The sequence below is a fragment of the Streptomyces sp. NPDC037301 genome (assembly GCF_055602785.1).
Genome location: NZ_JBVJWD010000042.1, coordinates 20,639 through 36,231, shown reverse-complemented (window position 1 = coordinate 36,231; position 15,593 = coordinate 20,639). Strand labels below are relative to the sequence as shown.

Genomic DNA, 15,593 nt, shown 5'->3' with positions numbered 1-15,593 from the left:
ACACGTCACCCCCCCCCCCACCCCAACCACACAAAAAAAAAAAGAACACACCAGCCCCCCCCCCCCCCCCCCCCCCCCCCCCCCCCACTTTCCGCCGGCGCTGCTAGCCGACCACCGACGACCGCGTGACAGTGGGCGTCCTGCTCTCCAGGTACGTGACCGCGTCCGGCTCGAAGGGTCCGTCAGTGGTTGCCCCGTACACCGCGTGCAGCGGCTGTGCGGCGAACAGGGAAGGCGCCGGAAGAGTGAACCAGACAACCTTCCCGGCCCCGCCCCTCGGGCAGACCCCCCAGCTCTCGCTGACCGCGGCGATCAGCGCGAGCCCGCGCCCCGACGTACTGGACGCAGAGGCCTCGCGCAAGGTCGGCAGCCGTGGGTCATGGTCGTGGACGGACACCGTCAGGCGTTCGAGCAGCAACTCGATCTCGACGGTGCATGCCTTGTCCGGTTGGGCATGCCGGTGGACGTTGGTCAGCAGTTCGGTGACGCCGAGCGCCGCATGGTCGATCAGAGGATCGAGATGCCAGTAGCGCAGCTGCGCCGAAACGATTCTGCGGACCTGACCGATCCGCGACGGCAGGGCCTGGAGCTCCACCGTGCAGTGCCTGCTCGGCTCGCTGATCACGGCTGCGACTCCCCGAAATAGGTCCGGAAGAAGACGAAGGAACGATCCAGCAGATGACTGGCTGCTGATTCAGCTCCGGCGGTGCGGATCACAATGTCACCGCCGGTAAACCATGAGTGACGTGTGACCAATGTCGCTCAGGGGGCACGGCTCCGCAACTCGCGGTGTACCGGCGGCACCACGTCAGATCATCCGGCCGCCCGCACTGTGCAGCGTCTCGAGAAATCTGTGGGCCGGCCCGGCCTTGTCCGGACCGTGGTTGCGCTGCCCCATCGTCAGTCGGTACCGCGTCCCGTTGAGGCGCGCCACGGCCGCACCGGCTCCGGCGAACCACGGCCTGCCCGCGCTCACCGCCCCCACCGGGGCGCTGTCGATCTCCCGGCCGTAGCTGGTCAGCAGAGCCAGCCTGCCGTCCTTGACGATCACCTGCCCCGCCCTCGTGAGCGAACGGGCCCACCGCTCGATCCGTACCCCCGTCGCACTGAACTCCGTTTCCGGCATGACTGCTTCGCCCCCTTCGTAACGCTTCTGATGGGCAGTCTGCACAAGCCGGGGCCGACGCGCCAGGCCGCGTCCCGGGTCGATGTCACGGCTGCCCCGCCCGCCAACGCCAAGGCAGGGCTATGGACCATCAAAGCGAACGTTTGTGCAGGTAGACGGAATATCGTTGACGGTGGAGAGTGACGGCGACACGAGGAGGAACGTGCTGATGGGCACCGCAAAGCACAGAGATGAAGGCCGGGCCACGGCGACCATCGACATCGACCGCTCCGACCCCGAGTACCGGGCCTGGCTCAAGGAAGCCGTGCGTAAGGTCCAGGCCGACGCCAATCGCTCCGCCGACACCCATCTGCTGCGCTTCCCGCTGCCCGAGGCATGGGGCATCGACCTCTATCTCAAGGACGAGTCGACGCACCCCACCGGCAGCCTCAAGCACCGGCTGGCCCGCTCGCTCTTCCTCTACGGGCTCTGCAACGGCTGGATCCGGCCGGGCAAGCCGGTGATCGAGGCGTCCAGCGGTTCGACGGCCGTCTCGGAGGCGTACTTCGCCAAGCTGATCGGTGTGCCGTTCATCGCCGTGATGCCCCGCACCACCAGCCCCGAGAAGTGCCGCCTGATCGAATTCCACGGCGGCCGCTGCCACTTCGTCGACGATTCAAGGAAGTTGTACGAGGAGTCCGCCAAGCTCGCCGCGGACACCGGCGGCCACTACATGGATCAGTTCACCTACGCCGAACGGGCCACCGACTGGCGTGGGAACAACAACATCGCCGAGTCGATCTACCAGCAGCTGGGACTGGAGCGCTACCCGGAGCCGACGTGGATCGTCGCCACGGCCGGAACCGGCGGCACCTCGGCCACCATTGCCCGCTACGTGCACTACATGCAGTTCGACACCCGGATCTGTGTACCCGACCCGGAGAACTCCTGTTTCTTCGACGGCTGGACCCACCACAACCCCCTGGCCACCAGTGACTGCGGTTCCCGGATCGAGGGCATCGGCAGGCCCCGGATGGAGCCGAGCTTTGTGCCCGGGGCCATCGACCGGATGATGAAGGTGCCGGACGCGGCCAGTGTCGCGGCTGTGCGCGCCCTGGAGAAGGCCATCGGCCGGAAGGCGGGCGGCTCCACCGGCACCGGGCTGTGGAGCGCGTTCAAACTGGTCGCCGAAATGGTCGAGCAGGGCAGCACCGGCAGCATCGTCACCCTGATCTGCGACCCGGGCGACCGTTACCTCGACAAGTACTACTCCGACAGCTGGCTCGCCGAACAGGGCCTGGACATCGCCCCGTACACGGAAACCATCGACTCCTTCCTGGCCGACGGCAACTGGCCCGGATAGCCCGGACGGGACGCGGCGCACCCGGTCCGCGGCCGCTCTCAGGCCGCGGGCCCGGTCAGCCGCCTGTCGAGATTGCGTACCGCGTCCCGGAAAGCCCGGCCCACCCCCGACCGGCCCAGCCGCAGCGCGTACCGGAAGGGCGCGGAACCGTCCGCGGCGAACGTCCACTGCACCTGCGTTCCGGTTTCGGCCGGGGTGAGCCGCCACTCCTCCAACAGGGCCCGCAGGCCAGGGGCGTTCGACTCGTCGACTCGGTAGACGTACCGCTCGCCGGGTGCCGCCGCGATGATCGTCTCGCGCAACACCGTGCCGCCTTTGAGCCGGACCTCGCGACCTGCGCCGTCCTCGGTGGGCCGGGCCGCGGTCACCGAGGTGAACCAGCTGGGCCAGCCCGCCACATCATCGGCGAGCGCACGGTAGACCACCTCGGGAGGCGCTGACACCTCGGCGGCGAAGACCAGTCGCAGTGGAGCGGACTCGACGAAGTCGAGTTCCACGGAACGGAGTCGGCGTGGCACGGATCGCACCTCCCGTGCGGTCGGCGGCGGGCGGGGTGGCGCACACCATAGCTGGCGCGTCGTCAGATATCCCTGCCTGCAGGGACGTTACATGGCAGAGTGCTGTGGGACCGCCCGTGCGGCTGCGACGATGTTGCGGGCCATACCGCCGAACACCATCGAGTGGAACGGCCACACGCTCCACCAGTAGGCGTGGCCGAGCAGTCCGTGCGGATGGAACAGCGCCCGTTGTCGATAGACCGTCCGCCCCTGCTCGTTCTGGTCCACCGACAGTTCGAGCCAGGCCGGACCGGGCAGCCGCATCTCCGCGCGCAGCCGCAGCAGCTCACCCGGAACGATCTCCTCCACACGCCAGAAGTCCAATGAGTCGCCCACTCGCAGCCGCTGGGCGTCCCGCCTCCCGCGCCGCAGCCCGACGCCACCGACGATCCGGTCGAGCCAGCCCCTCACGGCCCAGGCCGGCGGGAAGGAGTACCAGCCGTTCTCGCCGCCGATGCCCTCGATCACCCGCCAGAGCGCGTCCGGCGCCACCGGCACCGTGAGTTCCCGTTCGTCGCTGTAGAGACTGCCGCCGGACCAGTCGGGGTCGGTGGGCAACGGGTCACTGGGGGCACCGGGCACCGCCGCGGACGACCAGCGGGTATCGACCCGGGCATCCTTGATCCGCTGGAGCGCCAGCCGCAGCGCCTGATCGAACCCGATGACGCCGCCGGCCGGATCGGGTACGTACCGGGCGATGTCGCGCTCGTGACAGACCACCTCGTGGCGCAGCGACTGAGCCAGCGGCCGGGCGATGGAGGGCGGCACCGGTGTCACCAGGCCGATCCAGAGACTGGAGAGTCCCGGGGTGAGCACCGGTACGGGGAGGATCACTCGGTGCGGCAGTCCGGCGACCGCGGCGTACCGCTGCATCATGTCCCGGTACGTCATGACGTCCGGGCCGCCGATGTCGAACGTACGGTTCACGTCGGCCGGCAGGCGGGCGCATCCGACGAGATACCGCACCACGTCCCGTACCGCGATCGGCTGGATCGATGTGCGCACCCAGCTCGGGGTGATCATCACCGGAAGCCGTTCGGTGAGATGACGCAGGATCTCGAACGATGCCGAGCCCGATCCGATGATGACCGCAGCCCGCAGTACGGCGGTCGGTACCCCGGAATCCAGCAGAATGCGCCCCACCTCGGCCCGCGACCGCAGATGCGGTGACAGTTCCTGTTCAGGAACCCCGGCCGGAGTGAGCCCGCCGAGGTAGACGATTCGGCCGACCCCCGCCGCCCGTGCCTGCTCGCCGAAGATCCGGGCCGCCGCGCGGTCCGTCTCCTCGAATCCGGGTCCGGAACCGAGTGCGTGCACCAGGTAGTACGCCACATCCATGTCCCGCATCGCCGCCCGCACCGAGGCGGCGTCGGAGACATCGCCCTCGACCACCTCGACCCGGTCCGCCCACGGGTGGTCACGCAGTTTCCGCGGGGTCCTGGCCAGTGCGCGCACCTGGTGGCCGGCGTCGAGGAGCGCGGGCACCAGCCTGCCGCCGATGTACCCGGAGGCACCGGTCACCAGACAACGCAGCTGCGTACCGCCGGAGGATTCGGTCACTCGCCCGAGTCTTCCACCGGACCGCCGTACGGGGCCCGGCGGAGCACTCCGAACGGCGGCACGCGGCACCCGGGCACACCGCACCGCCACTGGCCCCGCTCAACCGCGGCTGCCTACGGATGCGGCCGCGCCGGACGGTCCAGCATGCCGTCCAGTGCCCGGCCGAAGACCCGGCGGCCTGCTCCGGCGAGCAACGGGTCGGCCCACCGCGGCAGCAGCCGGACAGCCAGCTCCTCCACCCACACCACATGCGACCCGGAACTTGTCGGATACACATCGATCGACGCCCGGCCCAGCACCAGCGAACCGCGCTTCTCCAGTCGGCACAGCCCCGCGCGCCCGGCTGCGGGCGGTGTCCACCGCACCACTTCCATCGGATCGTCGAACCCCAGCGGCCCCACACCCGTGCGCGCCACGAAAACGGTTCCGATCCGGGTCGTCGGCCCCGTGGGAACGGTGATCGTGGTCAGCGGTACATGCGCCGCATGCCGTTCCCAGTCCGTCACCCGGCGCCAGGACTCGGTTGCGGGCAGGGGCGTGAAGCGCTCGATCCGGAAGACGGCCACACCACGATCCCAGGCCGTGCACCGCCCATCGCGAGCTGAGCGGAAGCCACGTACCGGCCGACGGTTCAGGAGTCGGCGTCCGCGATGCGGCCCGTCACCAGCAGGCCCGGAAGATGCTCCTCGATCTCCTCGCGTGCGGCGGCCGACAGACCCGCGTCCGTCACGAACGTGTCCACCTGCTCCAGAGTCGCGAACGAACTCAGGCCCACCTTGCCCCACTTGGTGTGGTCGGCGACCACCACCACACGCCGCGCCGACTGGACGAAACGGCGGTTGGTCTCGGCCTCCGCCAGATTCGGCGTCGAAAGACCGGCCTCCACCGAGATCCCGTGCACCCCGAGGAACAGCACATCGAAGTGGAGCGAGGCGATCGCCTGATCGGCGACCGGGCCGACCAGCGAGTCCGACGGGGTCCGCACCCCACCGGTGAGCACCACCGTGGCCGTCCCGGTACGCGCCCCGCCCGCAGCCCCCGACTGCTGCGCGGAGTGGAACACATCGGCGACCCGCACCGAGTTGGTCACCACCGTCAGATCCGGTACGTCCAGCAGCTGTTGGGCGAGCGCATACGTCGTCGTACCGCCGGAGAGCGCGATGGCGCTGCCGGGCACCGCCATCGCCGCGGCCGCCCGCGCGATGTCCTCCTTGGCAGTCAGCTCCAGAGCCGACTTGGCCTCGAAACCGGGCTCGTGCGTGCTGGCCTCGACCACCGGAACGGCCCCGCCGTGCACCTTCTCGATCACACCCTGGCGGGCCAGCGCGTCCAGATCCCGGCGGACAGTCATGTCGGAGACGCTCAGCTTGCGGGTCAGCTCATTGACCCGGACCCCGCCACGCCTGCGTACCTCGTCGAGGATCAGGGCGCGCCGCTGCTCCGCGAGCAGGTTCTGATTCTCGCTCAACGCCGGTCCGGTCCTTCCCTCTGGCCGTACAACAGTCTCTTCGGACGGGGTCATCCTGCCACGCGGTGTCGTCGGTCGTCGCACTGGGGAGATTCCGTGAGAGCGGTGCGTACACCGGCCCTCTTCCGTGATTCTGGTGACCGTGCATCAGCACTCCCCCCACGACCGAGAGAGCGAGTCACTCCAGTGCCACCTGTCACCCAGGCCCCGCAGAGTTCGGGGCCCGCGCTGGAACTGCTGGTCCATGGCGTGGGCGGAGCCACCCCGCAGGAGATGCTCGACGATCCGCGTCCGGTCCGGGTCACCGGCGACGCGACCGCCGCCATCTACCGCCGCGCCGGGGACATGGACGCCGAGCAGCACCCGGAGCGGTACCGCGACCGGCCCATCGCCGAGGCCTACTGCTGGTCCAACCTCACATCCGGCAACGGCTCCCGCGCCCTATGGCTGCTGCTGCTCCCGTTCATGGTGGTCAACCTCGCCCACTGGATGCGCCCCACCGCCCGGGGCCGTACCCGCGCGGTGCGCCTGTACGGCGTCCTCGTCCGGCTCGTCGCGCTCAGCCTCACGGTCCTGCTGACCGCGGCGGCGTGCGAGGTCGCGCTCGATCTGACGGCCTGGCAGTGCGCGGGCGTGCCGGACTGCTCGAACCAGCGTTCCTGGCTCGGCTTCCTGTCGACGGCGCAGGGTGGCTGGTGGTCCCAGCCGGGCCGAAGGCTCGCCCTTGCCTCTCTGGTGCCCACCGCCCTGGTGGGGCTGCTCTGGTTCCTGTCCAACCGGACATGGAGCGCGTACGAATCGCAGCGCCCGCTCACCGGATCCGAACCGGACGACGCCGACACCGCTCACGACCTGAACACCTCCGGCACCGCGGTTGGTGGCCGCCCGGCCCTCGGGCGGCCCGGATTCTGGTACGGCCGCCGACTGGTCGCCCGCCTGCGCGCCGCCCACACCGCCGCCGGATTCCTCACCGTCGCCGCATCGGTCGCGGGCGCCGCGACCCGCCACGACCGCGCAGTCACCGGCCCCGTGCCCGAGATCCTCGGCAGGCTGATCGAGGCGGCGCTGGTCCTGGGCGCGCTCGTCGTGCTCTGGGTCGTCTGCCGCCGCGGCCGCAGCGAACGACGTCTCGACAACCGGCTCGACCATGCCCTCATCACCTATCTGCCCGGCGCCGCCCTGGCCCTGCTCGTCCTCGCCGCGGTGTACGCGGCCTGGTCGCGCCCCGCCTGGGCCTCTGCGGGCGCCCTGCCCGGCGATGTCACCTTCAGTGTCGTCATGCTCGGCCAGGGGGCGCTCGTCGTCGTCCTCGCGGTGGTGTCGCTGGGCCTGTACCGCCGGACCCCCGAACCCCGCACCGTCATGTACGGACTCGGCGGACCGGCCGTCGCCATGCTCGCGTGCGCTCTCGGCGGCGTCATGACCGGCGGGGTCGCCCAGCGCGTCGCCGACTGGCTCGACGGCTCCGGCACCCCGGGCATGGGCCGGAACGCCGTCATCGAGGGACCGCCGGTGCTGCTCAGCTGGCAGGCCTCGGTCATCCCCGTGCTCCTGGTGCTGCTGGCGGTACCCGGCCTTCTGCTGCTCGTACGCACCTGGCTCGCCGCCCGCGCACTGGAACCCGAGGTCGACCGGGAGTACGGGCAGGAGCGGCCGGACCCCGCCCGGACCCGGCAGATCGCCCGGATCCGGGCCACGGCAGCCCTCACCGACTCCGCGCCCTGGATCCTCGGCCCGGTTTCCGGCGCCACGCTGCTGCTCGGTGCGGCGGCGGTCGGTGGGGCCTGGGCGAGTGGTGAAGTGCCCGGGCTCGCGATGGAGGGAAGCGGCCCGTTCGTCGAGTCCGTGGCCGAAGCGGCCCAGTCGACCGGCTCCTGGATGGTCGGACTCGGCTTCATACTCTTCGTCACCTGGGGACGGCGTGCCTACCGCGACGCCTCCGCCCGGCGCACCATCGGCATCCTCTGGGACGTCGGTACGTTCTGGCCGCGCGCGGCCCACCCCTTCGCACCGCCCTGCTACGCCGAGCGCGCCGTCCCCGATCTGGCGTCACGGATGTCCGGCTGGACCGGACGAACCCGCGGCAGGCTCGTCATCTCCGGCCACTCCCAGGGCAGCGTCCTCGCGGCGTCCGCGGTCTGGCAGCTGTCCGCCGAGACCAGGAGCCGGGTCGCCCTGCTCACCTACGGCTCGCCGATCGAGCGACTGTACGCGCGCTGGTTCCCGGCCTACTTCGGCCCCGCACCGCTGCACGGACTGCACCGGTCCGTGCACTGCTGGCGCAACCTCTGGCGGGCCACCGACCCGATCGGCGGCCGGGTCCGGCTCGACGAGGGACCGGGGCCCGAGGTGGACCGGGGGCCGCTGAAGGACCCCCTGGTCTACGGGCGCACTCCCGAACATCCGCTGCCCGAACCCGTTCTGGGGCACTCGGACTACCAGGCCGACCCGGTCTTCGCCCAGGAGCGGGCCGCACTGCTGGACCGGCTGGCACCGGTCCTGCCGCGCCAGGCAGACGGGGAGGGGGACCAGGGCACCCCGCGGGCTCAGAGCCTGTCGGGTGACCTCTGATCGGGCGGACGCGGCATGGCACGCACTCCCCCAAGGCCTTAAGGGCCAGGGGGGACCCCCTCCGGCGTTGCCGAAATGCCCTAGTAGCTCCTTCCCCGAACTCTCAACTTCGTTCGAGCAGGGGAGGCCCCATCCGAGGCCATCCCGGCGCCTTGGAATCGCACGCACCATGCCGCGTCCGCTGTCCGATCGAAGGTCACCCGACAGGCTCTCAGGGGAGCTCCGGCAGATCCTCCGGGTAGAGCAGCGTGAGGTCGTCCGTGCTCGGCTCGGCGAGCTGGGCGACCCGGCCCGCATGCCGCTCCACCATCGACTCGAAGGTCTGCCGAGCCGTCCGCCCATTGCCGAAGGCCGGGCCCTTGGGAAGCTCCTTGAAGTACTTCAGCAGCGCTTCCCCGGCTCCGGAGGCCAGGCTGTACTCGTGCTCGTCGGCCTGCTGCTCGACGATCCGCAGCAGCTCGGCGGGCTCGTAGTCGCTGAAGGTGATGGTCCGGGAAAAACGGGATGCCACACCGGGGTTGACGGTGAGGAACCGCTCCATCTCATGGGTGTACCCGGCGACGATGACGACCACCGCGTCCCGGTGGTCCTCCATCAGCTTCACGAGCGTGTCTATCGCCTCCCGGCCGAAGTCCCGGCCGGAGTCCTCGGGTGACAGGGCGTAGGCCTCGTCGACGAACAACACCCCGCCGCGCGCCCGGTCGAATGCCTCCTGGGTGCGGATGGCAGTGGAGCCGATGTGCTCACCGACCAGATCGACGCGGGACACCTCGATCAGATGGCCGCGCTCCAGCACCCCGAGCGAGGCGAGGATCTCGCCGTACAGCCGGGCCACGGTGGTCTTGCCGGTGCCGGGGGAGCCGGTGAAGACGAGATGGCGCCGGACCGACGCGGCCTTGAGCCCGGCCTCCTGACGCCGGCGGCCGACCTCGATCATGTCGGTGAGGGCGCGCACCTCCCGCTTCACGCTGTCCAGGCCCACCAGGGCGTCCAGCTCCCCGAGGACGGCGTCCGACGCGCGTACCGGCTCGGCGGCGGGCACCTCGGCCTGGGCGGGCTCCACGGCACGGGGCCCGGGGACCGTGCCGAGCAGCCCGGGGGCCGACTGGGTCGCCGTCAGCACGGCGGGGGCCGGGGGAGCGGGGGAGCGCAGCGCGCTCTCGTCGCTCGTGCAGTCCTCCACGACGGGCCCCGCTCCCGTGCCGTCGCCGTGGGCGCCGCCTTCGGCGAACTCGTATCCACCGCGGGCACACCGCTCGGTACGGCAACGGGTCAGAGTCGTACGGCAGCCGTCCATCACATGGAAGCCGTAGCCCTCGCTTCCGGTGACCCGGCAGCTGTGAAAGGTGCCGCGGCCCTCGGCGGAGACGTAGAAACCGGCCTCGGCGGGGGAGGTGACCGTGCAGCGCTCGATCGTCGGGTCGGCGCCCTTGGTGACGATCACTCCGGTCTGCGCTGCGTCGATGGTGCAGTTGTTCAGCGTGCCGCCGCTGCCGTGGTCGCGGAACCAAGCGCCGGTGGACGCCTCACGGATGCGGCAGTCATCGAGCTGGGCGGTCGCCCCGTCGCTCACCGACACCGCGGTATTGCGGACCTGGGACAGATCGCTGTCGACCACATCGGCGCGCGATCCCCGGTCGAGCACGAAGATGGCGTCCGGTACGTCGTGGACCCGGCAGGAGTCCAGTATCACGGTCGCCCCGTCGCTCACCCAGACCGCCGGGTAATCGCCCGTACTGTCATGTATTTCACACTGGTTGGCGTCGACACGGGTGCCGGGGTCCCAGACCGACAGGCCGTTGCGACCGAACCGGCGCACCGTCGAGCGGGTCAGGGTGAGGACCGACCGGGAACGCAGATCCACCGCGTTCTCCGGGATGTCGTGGATGTCGCAGTCGGCGAGTGTCAGTACGGCGTCGGTGTCGAGCGTGACCCCGTCCGCCGAAGTGCGGTGCACCGTGCAGTCGGTGAGGTGGGCGGCCGCGCGAGCGGTCACCTGTATCCCACTGCCCTTGATCTCGTACACCTCGCAGCCGACGGCCTCCAGGCCGCTGCCCTCGCCGGTGACACTCAGCCCCGCACCCGATGCATGGTGGATCCGGCAGCGCTCCAGCCGCGGATGCGCACCGTCACGTACCGAGACACCGGACTGGCCGGCCGAGACGACCTCGCACTGTTCGAACACCCCGCCCGCACCGTCGAGTACGGCGATGCCGACCCCGGCCGGGTTGTCGACCGTGCAGCGGCGTACGGTCGGCCGGGCCGCACCGCGTACCTCGATCCCGGCGGCCGAACGCGTGACGATCCGCAGATCCGCGAGCTCCGGCGCGCCGTCCTCGACGAGCAGCGCCGGGGCCGTCGAGTCCTGACCCTCCACATGCAGATCCGTGACGACGGCGGAGGCACGGACGGTCAGCGGTACGCCGTCGATCGGTGCGATCCGAACGGAGCCGACCGAGCCCTCGGGGCCGCGCAGCGTCACCGCGCGGTGCAGGACCAGATTCTCCCGGTAGGTGCCCGGCGCGACGGTGAGGACATCACCGTCGGCCGCGGCCTCCAGGGCTGCGGTGAGGGAGGCGTATTCGCCTGTGCGGCGCCGCCACCGCGATGTGCCGGTGTGCGTCACCTGGACCGTGCCCTGTGCCATGGCGCTGTTGTGCCCCCACCTCGTGCGTGTGTGATGCCCGTGTCACCGGCCTTGTGGCAGCGACGAACCCCGGGCCCGCCCACCGAGGAAGCGGGCGGGCCGGTCCACCGTAGCGCGCGCGGCGGGCGGGAGTTGACCGGATCGGCAGCTGATCAGCTGCCGGTCCCGGTCCTGCCCCAGTCCGGACCGGCCTTCGCCCAGGCTCGGCCGATCCGGGTGTACCGCCCCCGCACCATGCGCCAGACGATCAGGCGCCGGCCGCCCTCGACCAGTCCGACGGCGAGCAGCATCGCCCCGAGCCCGGCCAGTGCCGCATGCGTATGAGCCGTCGGAGCGTCCATGGGCCGCAGCGCGGGGCGGCCGTCGAGGTCTGTCCAGATCTTCACCACGGCCCCGGGATCCGTCTTGCGGGAAGAGGTGGTCACCGTACCGCGGCGGTCCGTGCCGTCCGGGGCCTTCCAGCGCGCCACCACCGAGGTCTGGGTGGTGCGCTCCGAGGACACTTCGGGATCGGTGACGAGACGTGATGCTCCCGGGGCCCGGCGTACCACGACCGCGGTCGTGGTACGACGCTGGGCCTGCTGGGCCCGCACCGATTTCTGCAGGGCGTCGTCCGTGAGCGAACCGCACACCCAACCCACTGCCGGTGTCGCCAGCACCATGAGAAGCAGTGCGACAAGAGCCACCCACGCCTCGCGCCGGTCAGTGGCGCGGCACAGGGGATTGCGCCGCCAACGCCACACTCCCGTAACCGCTCGCACAGTCCTGCACCCCCTTCCGTATCCGTCTCAACCTGATACGGCACGCTTCGCTCGCCGGAGCAGCGAAGAGAGAGCAACCTCACCCTGGCCAACGCACGGACTGCCCCCGTGAGTTCCCATTCCCCACCGGTCCGGGCTGACGGCCCGTCCGGGGCGCGCGCGACCGAGGGGCAGTGCTGCCGGTGCGGGAACACCGAGGTCGCCGTCGAGTCCCCATGGCTCGACGGCGACCTCGTGCGACCGTGTGCGTTTCCCGGCTCAGTACCCCCGGCCCTGGTGCGGGCGGTTGTACGGGTCCTCGTAGGGCGAGGGTGCCGGGGCGGGGCGCGGTGACGCCGGACGCATCGCCTCGTAACCGGTGCCGGGCGCGGGCCGCTGCTGCTGTTGCGGCGGATAGGGCGCCTGGTACCCGCCGCGGGCCGCGGTCGGCTGCTGCGGGATGTATGGCGCCGGGGCGTGCTGCAGCTGTGCGGGCTGCATCGGCGCGTAGCCCTGCTGGGCCGGCTGGTAGCCGTATGACGGATTGGGCTGGGAAGGCGCCGCGGGAAGAGCCGGCAGCGCCGCCGGGAGAGCCGGCAGATGGCTGTTGCCGGTGTCATAGGCGGCAGGCACTCGGATCGGAGCGATCTGAGGGGTGCCCCGCTCCGCGACCAGGGAGTCGTAGATCGGAGTGTCGGGGAACGACGGTGCGGCGTAGTAGCCGCCGCCGTAGGTGGAGCGGGGGGAGGTCATGACACCTAAGTTAAGCCCACGATGTGCTGGTTGGGGAGTCCCAATCTTAGGGTCATCCGTTTTACGCTGCTTCTGTCCGCCTGACCTGCTAAAACATCGTTAAAGCTTCCGTTGATCAACAGCGGGGGCTTTTCCGTTGGAGGGCCTCACGGCTAACGAGAAGTGGCGGATGGGCTGCAAAGGGCGACACCCGCGTGATACTCGCCAGGAGGGAGGGCTTCGACCCCGAGCGCCTGGAATCTCACGACCATCAGGAGATGGCCGACGGCAACCGCGGCCTGCCGGTCGCCACCGCCGACGGCACCCTCGACCGCGGCTGGCTGCGGAAACTGCCCGATGGCCGGTTCACCGCCCGCCTGTGACCTGGGGCGGCGCCGCAGGGTGCGGGCGTAACCCCGATGCCTCCGGCGGCCGTTGGGATTGTGTGACGAAAATCAAAGAGCGCGCCGAGGACACCGTCTCCCTTGTCCACCAGTGCCGTCTGCCGCTGTCGACGGGCATCGTCAACCACCTCGCCGACCTGCTACGACGCCATCTCAAGGCGATCGGGTCCAGGTGGAGGACCCCGCCTCCCGGCCGGATCGCGGTGATCGTGCTGGCCGTGCTGCGGCACGACCAGCGCCTGGCCGACATGGCCGGCGGCAACGGCATCTCCGCCACCACGATCCGGCGCTGGCGCGACGAGCTGATCGGCCTGCTCACCGCGAAGGCCCAGTGCCTGGACCGTGTCTTGAAGAAGGTAGCCAAGCGGGGCGGGGACTCCCACCCCTGCTTCATCGACCAGCGAGGAGGACCCATGCCCCCCCGCACCCACCCCGAGCACACCCGCTCTCGGCGGCAGCCGCTGGAACACCTTCCCCGCTACCGGCACCACCCTGACCGCCCGCGATTCTTCACCGCCACCGAGCCGCTGCTGCAGGGCATCATCGACGACAACGCCCTCACCAGTGCCGACGGCGAGGTGCTGGAGGACCAGATCCGCACGACACTCGCCCTCGGCACCCGGGAGACCTCACTGCCGCTGGCCATCGGCCCGGACAGCGCCGCGGCAGCGCGCGAACTGGGCGCGCAGGCCGAGACGATCGGCCGGGAGCTCGCCTCCTGGGCCAACGCGGCCCTGGAGAGGCTGCTCATCGCCGTGTTCCGCTGCTCGCCGGACCGCTGGCCGTCCGCAGCCACTGTTATGGCCATCTGCTCACCCCTCCCGCGGCCGATCTGCTCCGCGGCCGGCGCGGCGGACCGGTCACGATGCAGCTCTACAACGAGTGGCTGCACCATATAGTCCTGCTGCGCGACGTCCTGCTGCCCTTCACCAACTGGCAGGACGTTCCGCTCCTGATCACCCCGTCCGGGCTGCGGCACACCGAACCGGCCCGCGACGCGTTCCTCACCGAACTGCTGGTCCGTCAGATCCGGCATTCCAGCATCGTGGACTTCGACCGCCACGTCGTCACCGGCACCTCCGGCCCAGCCGGCTACGGCTTCGAGGCGGGCGGCGGCACCGCCCTGCCCGCCGTCCTCGACCAGCCGTCTCTGACCGCACCCCGGCACCTGCTGACGTCGTGGCGGGCGAGGACTGGGGAGCGGTGATCGGCTACCAGCTCGCCGCCCGCCACCGCGACCACGTCACTGCTCTCGTGTTCGCCGAGGCCCTGTTGCCCGGATTCGGCTTCGAGGACCACACGGCCCTCACCCCCGAGAATGTCTCCAGCGGCATGCACCTTTGGCATCTGGGCTTCTACTTCCAGCCGGACATACCCGAGATGCTGATCGCCGGACACGAGCGTGAGCTGATCACCTACATGATCAAGTTCGAGCGCAGCCGCCCCGACAGCGCCACCCCCGACGCGGTCGACGAATACGTGCGCTGCTACTCCATGCCTGGCGGCATCCGCGCGATGCTTTCGATCTACCGGGCAATGCTCGTCGACGCCGAACAGAACCGGCAGGCCGCACAGAAGAAACTGGACATCCCGGTCCTGGCGCTCGGCGGATCCGCGTTCATCGGCGACCGCAACGAGTCCCAGATGCGACTCATGGCCCACGACGTCACCGGACACGTATTCGACGCCGGCCACGACCTGGCGGAGGAAGTGCCCGACGAGATGGCCGACGTCGTCCTGCCGTTCCTGGCCGCACACCTGTAGCAGACACCCAGCCGCCGAGGTCGGCGATCAGAAGCGGCCCGGCAAGCCGAGGGGGCCTCGTGGCTGCGTCTGCGTAGAACGGTCCGGTTCCGCGCAGCCACGAGGCTCCAGCGCCCCTACCAGCGCCCGGTCGGCGCACTCCAAGCACTCCTCGACGAACCGAAATCGATCACCACGCGCAACCCTATGAACCCGGGAAAACATCGTCTACCAGGGGGGCATGGGGTGGTTCCGTCGCCTCCTCGGCCGTCGTGCGTCCATCGTGGCGCCGAGCCCAGCAGTCCCTGCCGCTACCCGTAGCCTCCACCGAGTTCGAGCGCCGGAATGAGGACGGCCGAGGCGTCGCAGTCGGGGCAGGCCCGCACGTCGTCCCGCATCAAGGCGTCGAGGGCCTCCAGCGTGCTCAGTTCCTTTCCCCCTGCCGGCGACGCGGCGGCAGGCAGCGTCGTGCACGACCGTACGCCCGCGGCGTTCCGTAGTGCAGGCCACCAAGCTGGTTCCTGCACAGGCGAGTTGGCGGTCGTTCGGTACAGCGTTCCAGTCGGTGCCGGCCCGGACGCTGCGGCGCGCCGGAAGCCGCGGGCCGCAGTTGTCCGTTGTCAATGAAGTCGGCCGGTCGTGAGGCGCTTAGCTGCGAACGGGCGGGCCGGCACCTGGACACGATGGAACTCAGCCCCGGCGC

General features: G+C 70.4%; 15 protein-coding genes. 5 read left to right on the top strand and 10 right to left on the bottom strand.

Annotated elements, in window-relative coordinates; genetic code table 11:
* Nucleotides 1-103: 103 nt before the first annotated feature.
* Both ACZ7IB_RS38390 and ACZ7IB_RS38385 read right to left on the bottom strand, forming a co-directional pair.
* The gene (locus ACZ7IB_RS38390) at nt 104-625 is read right to left on the bottom strand and encodes an ATP-binding protein (RefSeq protein WP_470919119.1); all 522 of its coding nucleotides are present in this window, start codon (nt 623-625) and stop codon (nt 104-106) included.
* A 183-nt stretch (nt 626-808) separates the two neighbouring features.
* On the bottom strand, nt 809-1,126 hold the full coding sequence (locus tag ACZ7IB_RS38385; RefSeq protein ID WP_470919117.1) for a hypothetical protein: 318 nt from the start codon (nt 1,124-1,126) through the stop codon (nt 809-811).
* A gap of 208 nt (nt 1,127-1,334) precedes the next feature.
* On the opposite strand from ACZ7IB_RS38385, the gene cds1 reads away from it, so the two are divergent.
* Nucleotides 1,335-2,468, top strand: a complete 1,134-nt coding sequence (gene cds1 / locus ACZ7IB_RS38380) for an L-cysteine desulfhydrase Cds1 (RefSeq protein WP_470919115.1) — start codon at nt 1,335-1,337, stop codon at nt 2,466-2,468.
* Between the two features lie 38 nt (nt 2,469-2,506).
* Here the strand turns inward: cds1 and ACZ7IB_RS38375 are convergent, their stop codons facing one another.
* The 4 genes from ACZ7IB_RS38375 to ACZ7IB_RS38360 form a co-directional block, all read right to left on the bottom strand.
* Nucleotides 2,507-2,986: an SRPBCC family protein gene (locus tag ACZ7IB_RS38375; RefSeq protein WP_470919113.1), complete on the bottom strand. Its 480-nt coding sequence runs from the start codon at nt 2,984-2,986 to the stop codon at nt 2,507-2,509.
* Between the two features lie 87 nt (nt 2,987-3,073).
* Nucleotides 3,074-4,585 carry an SDR family oxidoreductase gene (locus ACZ7IB_RS38370; protein WP_470919112.1) on the bottom strand — a complete coding sequence of 504 codons (1,512 nt, stop codon included), beginning with the start codon at nt 4,583-4,585 and terminating at the stop codon, nt 3,074-3,076.
* Nucleotides 4,586-4,698: 113 nt separating this feature from the next.
* A complete protein-coding gene (locus ACZ7IB_RS38365; RefSeq protein WP_470919111.1) occupies nt 4,699-5,151 on the bottom strand; it encodes an SRPBCC family protein in 453 nt (150 codons plus the stop codon).
* 65 nt (nt 5,152-5,216) lie between these two features.
* Nucleotides 5,217-6,053: a DeoR/GlpR family DNA-binding transcription regulator gene (locus ACZ7IB_RS38360; protein ID WP_470919109.1), complete on the bottom strand. Its 837-nt coding sequence runs from the start codon at nt 6,051-6,053 to the stop codon at nt 5,217-5,219.
* Between the two features lie 186 nt (nt 6,054-6,239).
* Between ACZ7IB_RS38360 and ACZ7IB_RS38355 the strand changes: the two genes are divergently transcribed.
* Nucleotides 6,240-8,624 (top strand): hypothetical protein, encoded by a 2,385-nt coding sequence (locus tag ACZ7IB_RS38355; protein ID WP_470919107.1) that lies wholly within the window; start codon nt 6,240-6,242, stop codon nt 8,622-8,624.
* A gap of 211 nt (nt 8,625-8,835) precedes the next feature.
* On the opposite strand, the gene ACZ7IB_RS38350 is transcribed toward ACZ7IB_RS38355, so the two are convergent.
* The 3 genes from ACZ7IB_RS38350 to ACZ7IB_RS38340 form a co-directional block, all read right to left on the bottom strand.
* On the bottom strand, nt 8,836-11,271 hold the full coding sequence (locus ACZ7IB_RS38350) for a right-handed parallel beta-helix repeat-containing protein (RefSeq protein ID WP_470919106.1): 2,436 nt from the start codon (nt 11,269-11,271) through the stop codon (nt 8,836-8,838).
* A gap of 152 nt (nt 11,272-11,423) precedes the next feature.
* On the bottom strand, nt 11,424-12,032 hold the full coding sequence (locus ACZ7IB_RS38345) for an Rv1733c family protein (RefSeq protein WP_470919104.1): 609 nt from the start codon (nt 12,030-12,032) through the stop codon (nt 11,424-11,426).
* 258 nt (nt 12,033-12,290) lie between these two features.
* Nucleotides 12,291-12,764 (bottom strand): DUF6643 family protein, encoded by a 474-nt coding sequence (locus tag ACZ7IB_RS38340; protein ID WP_470919103.1) that lies wholly within the window; start codon nt 12,762-12,764, stop codon nt 12,291-12,293.
* 194 nt (nt 12,765-12,958) lie between these two features.
* Here ACZ7IB_RS38340 and ACZ7IB_RS38335 point away from each other — a divergent pair, with 194 nt between their 5' ends.
* The 3 genes from ACZ7IB_RS38335 (at nt 12,959) to ACZ7IB_RS38325 (ending at nt 14,911) form a co-directional block, all read left to right on the top strand.
* Nucleotides 12,959-13,126 carry a hypothetical protein gene (locus ACZ7IB_RS38335; RefSeq protein ID WP_470919101.1) on the top strand — a complete coding sequence of 56 codons (168 nt, stop codon included), beginning with the start codon at nt 12,959-12,961 and terminating at the stop codon, nt 13,124-13,126.
* A gap of 62 nt (nt 13,127-13,188) precedes the next feature.
* Nucleotides 13,189-14,046, top strand: coding sequence for a hypothetical protein (locus tag ACZ7IB_RS38330; protein ID WP_470919099.1), 858 nt, complete (start codon nt 13,189-13,191; stop codon nt 14,044-14,046).
* A gap of 34 nt (nt 14,047-14,080) precedes the next feature.
* On the top strand, nt 14,081-14,911 hold the full coding sequence (locus ACZ7IB_RS38325) for an alpha/beta fold hydrolase (RefSeq protein WP_470919155.1): 831 nt from the start codon (nt 14,081-14,083) through the stop codon (nt 14,909-14,911).
* Between the two features lie 290 nt (nt 14,912-15,201).
* Here ACZ7IB_RS38325 and ACZ7IB_RS38320 read toward each other — a convergent pair whose 3' ends face one another.
* On the bottom strand, nt 15,202-15,417 hold the full coding sequence (locus ACZ7IB_RS38320) for a DUF6233 domain-containing protein (RefSeq protein ID WP_470919097.1): 216 nt from the start codon (nt 15,415-15,417) through the stop codon (nt 15,202-15,204).
* Nucleotides 15,418-15,593 lie beyond the last annotated feature (176 nt).